Source organism: Mycobacterium sp. (assembly GCF_051006775.1).
GTDB lineage: Bacteria > Actinomycetota > Actinomycetes > Mycobacteriales > Mycobacteriaceae > Mycobacterium.
Genome location: NZ_JBPCSX010000044.1, coordinates 1 through 3,302, shown reverse-complemented (window position 1 = coordinate 3,302; position 3,302 = coordinate 1). Strand labels below are relative to the sequence as shown.

Annotated in this window: 4 protein-coding genes and 1 pseudogene; 1 reads left to right on the top strand and 4 read right to left on the bottom strand. The window is 67.8% G+C overall.

What is annotated here, in order from left to right:
- A partial coding sequence (locus ACR2JI_RS03130) for a long-chain-fatty-acid--CoA ligase (protein ID WP_526387929.1) occupies nucleotides 1–985 on the top strand: 985 nt, incomplete at its 5' end.
- A gap of 12 nt (nucleotides 986–997) precedes the next feature.
- Here ACR2JI_RS03130 and pth read toward each other — a convergent pair.
- The 4 genes and pseudogenes from pth to ACR2JI_RS03110 form a co-directional block, all read right to left on the bottom strand.
- Nucleotides 998–1,573: an aminoacyl-tRNA hydrolase gene (pth, locus tag ACR2JI_RS03125; RefSeq protein ID WP_526387927.1), complete on the bottom strand. Its 576-nt coding sequence runs from the start codon at nucleotides 1,571–1,573 to the stop codon at nucleotides 998–1,000.
- Nucleotides 1,574–1,594: 21 nt separating this feature from the next.
- Nucleotides 1,595–2,254, bottom strand: a complete 660-nt coding sequence (locus ACR2JI_RS03120; RefSeq protein ID WP_526387925.1) for a 50S ribosomal protein L25/general stress protein Ctc — start codon at nucleotides 2,252–2,254, stop codon at nucleotides 1,595–1,597.
- A 146-nt stretch (nucleotides 2,255–2,400) separates the two neighbouring features.
- Nucleotides 2,401–3,063: an LpqN/LpqT family lipoprotein gene (locus ACR2JI_RS03115; protein ID WP_526387923.1), complete on the bottom strand. Its 663-nt coding sequence runs from the start codon at nucleotides 3,061–3,063 to the stop codon at nucleotides 2,401–2,403.
- Nucleotides 3,056–3,302: pseudogene (locus ACR2JI_RS03110) on the bottom strand (ribose-phosphate diphosphokinase); the annotation flags it as partial. The gene ACR2JI_RS03115 and the pseudogene ACR2JI_RS03110, both read right to left, overlap by 8 nt.

The following is a 3,302-nucleotide window of genomic DNA, read 5'->3' as shown; positions in this document are numbered from 1 at the left end:
GTACTTCGGCGCCGAACTGGTCAAGGTCACGCCGATGGACTTCCTGCGCGACACCCTGCTGTGGGCCAAGCTCATCGACAAGTACAAGGGCACCATGACCGCGGCGCCCAATTTCGCGTACGCCTTGTTCGGCAAGCGGTTGCGCCGGCAGGCCAAACCGGGCGAATTCGACCTGTCCACACTGCGTTTCGCACTCTCGGGCGCCGAGCCGGTTGATCCGGCAGATGTCGAGGATCTGCTGGAAGCGGGTAAGCCGTTCGGTCTGCGCCCAGGCGCGATCCTGCCTGCCTACGGTATGGCCGAGACGACGCTGGCGGTGTCGTTCTCCAAGTGCGGCGCCGGACTGGTGGTCGACGAGGTCGATGCCGATCTGCTCGCCGCACTGCGCCGGGCCATCCCGGCGACGAAGGGCAACACCCGCCGGCTTGCCACCCTGGGTCCGCTGCTGCACGATCTCGAGGCCCGCATCGTCGACGAGGACGGCAACGTGCTGCCGGCCCGCGGCGTCGGCATCATCGAGTTGCGGGGTGAGTCGCTGACTCCGGGCTACATCACGATGGGCGGCTTCGTCGCCGCGCAGGACGAGAACGGCTGGTATGACACCGGCGATCTCGGCTACCTCACCGAGGAGGGCCACGTCGTGGTCTGCGGCCGGGTCAAGGACGTCATCATCATGGCCGGGCGCAATGTCTACCCGACCGATATCGAGCGCGCCGCCGGCCGGGTGGAGGGCGTGCGGCCGGGCTGCGCGGTGGCCGTCCGCCTCGACGCCGGCCATTCGCGCGAGACGTTCGCGGTGGCGGTGGAGTCCAATGCCTGGGAGGACCCGGCCGAAGTGCGTCGCATCGAGCAACAGGTCGCCCACGAGGTGGTCCGCGAGGTCGACGTTCGGCCCCGCAACGTTGTGGTGCTCGGCCCGGGCACCATCCCCAAGACCCCGTCGGGCAAGCTGCGCCGCGCGAACTCCGTCGCGCTGGTCACCTGACGCGGCCTGCGGCTACCAGGCGTGCACCCGGTTCTGCGCGGGTTCCACGCCCAGCTCTATCAGCGCCTCTGTCGCGTCAGCCGCGAGTTCGCACAGCGTCGGCACCTCGTTGCGCTCGGCCGCGGTGAATGGCTCAAGCACGAACGCAGCCGGATCCTTGCGTCCCGGCGGGCGACCGATCCCGAAGCGAACGCGTTGGAAGTCCTTGGTGCCCAACGCGTTCGCCACTGAACGCAGGCCGTTGTGGCCACCTTCGCCACCGCCCAGCTTGAGCCGTATCCGGCCGAAGTCGATATCGAGCTCGTCGTGGATGACGATGACGTCCCCGGCAGGCACCGAGTAGAACTTCGCCAGCGGACCGACCTGGCGGCCGGACTCGTTCATGAAGCAGCGCGTCTTGGCCAGCACCACCGGACGCCCGGCCAGCCGGCCGGTGACGATCTCCGCACCCGAGCGCTTGTGCACCTTGAACTGACCACCGATCCGGGCGGCAAGCAGATCGGCGACCATGAAGCCGACGTTGTGCCGGGTCTTGGCGTACTGCGGTCCGGGGTTGCCCAGGCCGACGACCAGCAGCTGGTCGGCCATCGAAGTGAGTCGGGGAGGGTCTTACTCGGACCCGGCCGACTCGCCCTCGGTCTCGGTCTCGGCGTCCGCGTCGGCGGACTGATCCTCCACCGACTCGCCACCGCCCTCGGACTCCAGGTCCTCGGCGGTCGGGGCGGCCACGACGTTGACGACCAGCATCTCCGGGTCGCTGATCAGAAGGACACCGGCAGGCAGGGTGACGTCGCCGGCCAGGATCTGGGTGCCCTCCTCGACGCCCTCGACCGAGACGCTCAGGCTTTCCGGGATCGACAGCGCCTCGGCCTCGATCTCGATCGTGGTGGCGTCCTGGGTGACCAGGGTGCCCGAGGCCGCCTCGCCCTCGACGTGGACGGGGACCTCGACGGTCACCTTCTCGCCGCGGCGGATGATGATCAGGTCGAGGTGGGTCAGGGTGCGCTTGACCGGGTGGACGGTGATGGCCTTGGTTAGCGCCAGCTGCTCGGCGCCGCCCATGTCGAGGCTGAGCACGGCGTTGGCGCCGGAATGGCGCAGCACCGCGGCGAATTCGCGGGCGTTGAGCTCGAGATGTTGCGGCTCGGCGCCGTGGCCGTAGAGAACCGCCGGAACCTTGCCCTCGCGGCGGGCCTGCCGCGAGGCGCCCTTGCCGGTCCGGGTGCGAATTTCCACGCTCAGCTTGTTGGTTGTGGCGCCTTTGGCCATCGGTGTGCTCCTGCCTTCATCGGGATCAACACGGCGAAGGGGGCACACTCCGTGGGGAGCGAGGCCTCGTCGATAACGGTGGATCAACCACCCTCGCCGTGACGTGGTCCCAGGCTAGCCGATTGCGTGGCCGGAGCGGAAATCCGCTACTTCACCGACACCGAGAAACCCTCGATGATCTGCTGAACATCGTCGGCCTCGGCGGCCGCCTCCTCGGCCAGCGACGTCACGGTGAACTGAACCAGATACCGCTGGAACGCCGGTGCGGGTGTCACCGGGATGACGATCCGGTTGTAGGTGTGCACCCGGGTGCCATTGAGTTCGTAGCTGCCCTCGATCATCGACGACGGAAAGCCGTCGAAGTCGTCGGACGAGGAGTTCAGCTTGATGAACTTCTTGGACAGCAGCGCGTCGGCGTCGGCGTGCTCGAGGGCCTTCGGAACGTCGAAGGGCCCGTCGAGTTTGAACACCATGACCATTGCGGTCGGGTAGGTGTTGTTCTTGGCGATCGACTCGGTGCCGGGGGAGAAGTTCGGATTGGCATACGTGCTCCAGCCGGTCGGCCGGGGCAGGGTGACCGTCAGGTCGGTGAGCTTGTCCAGCGGAAGCTGCTGACCGGTGACGCCCTGGCTGGACAGGTACTGCGCGATCGGCACCGGCTTGGTGGAGGGGGCCGCCTCGGCGCTGGTCTCGGTGCTGGCGCCCGGGGTGGTCCAGATGGAGGAGTAGTCCGCGGTGCGAGCCTCGCAGCCGACCGCCCCGAGCGTAACGGCCAGGAGTGCGGCGGCGATCTTCGTGGTCTTAGGCATCCCCGTCGAAAAGTCCCGTCACCGAACCGTTTTCGAACACAGCGCGGATCGTGCTGGCCAGTAGCGGTGCGATCGACAGCACGGTCAGTGTGTCGAACCGCTTGGTCTCGTCGATCGGCAGGGTGTTGGTGACGATCACCTCGCTGGCACCGCAGGCGGCCAACCGTTCGGCAGCCGGATCAGAGAGCACGCCGTGGGTGGCGGCGATGATGACGTCCTTGGCGCCGTCTTCCCGCAGC

Excerpts from the sequence above, each read along its gene's own strand:
- ACR2JI_RS03120 (WP_526387925.1), bottom strand. The coding sequence starts at position 2,254 with ATGGCCAAAGGCGCCACAACCAACAAGCTGAGCGTGGAAATTCGCACC.
- pth (WP_526387927.1), bottom strand. The coding sequence starts at position 1,573 with ATGGCCGACCAGCTGCTGGTCGTCGGCCTGGGCAACCCCGGACCGCAG.
- ACR2JI_RS03115 (WP_526387923.1), bottom strand. The coding sequence starts at position 3,063 with ATGCCTAAGACCACGAAGATCGCCGCCGCACTCCTGGCCGTTACGCTC.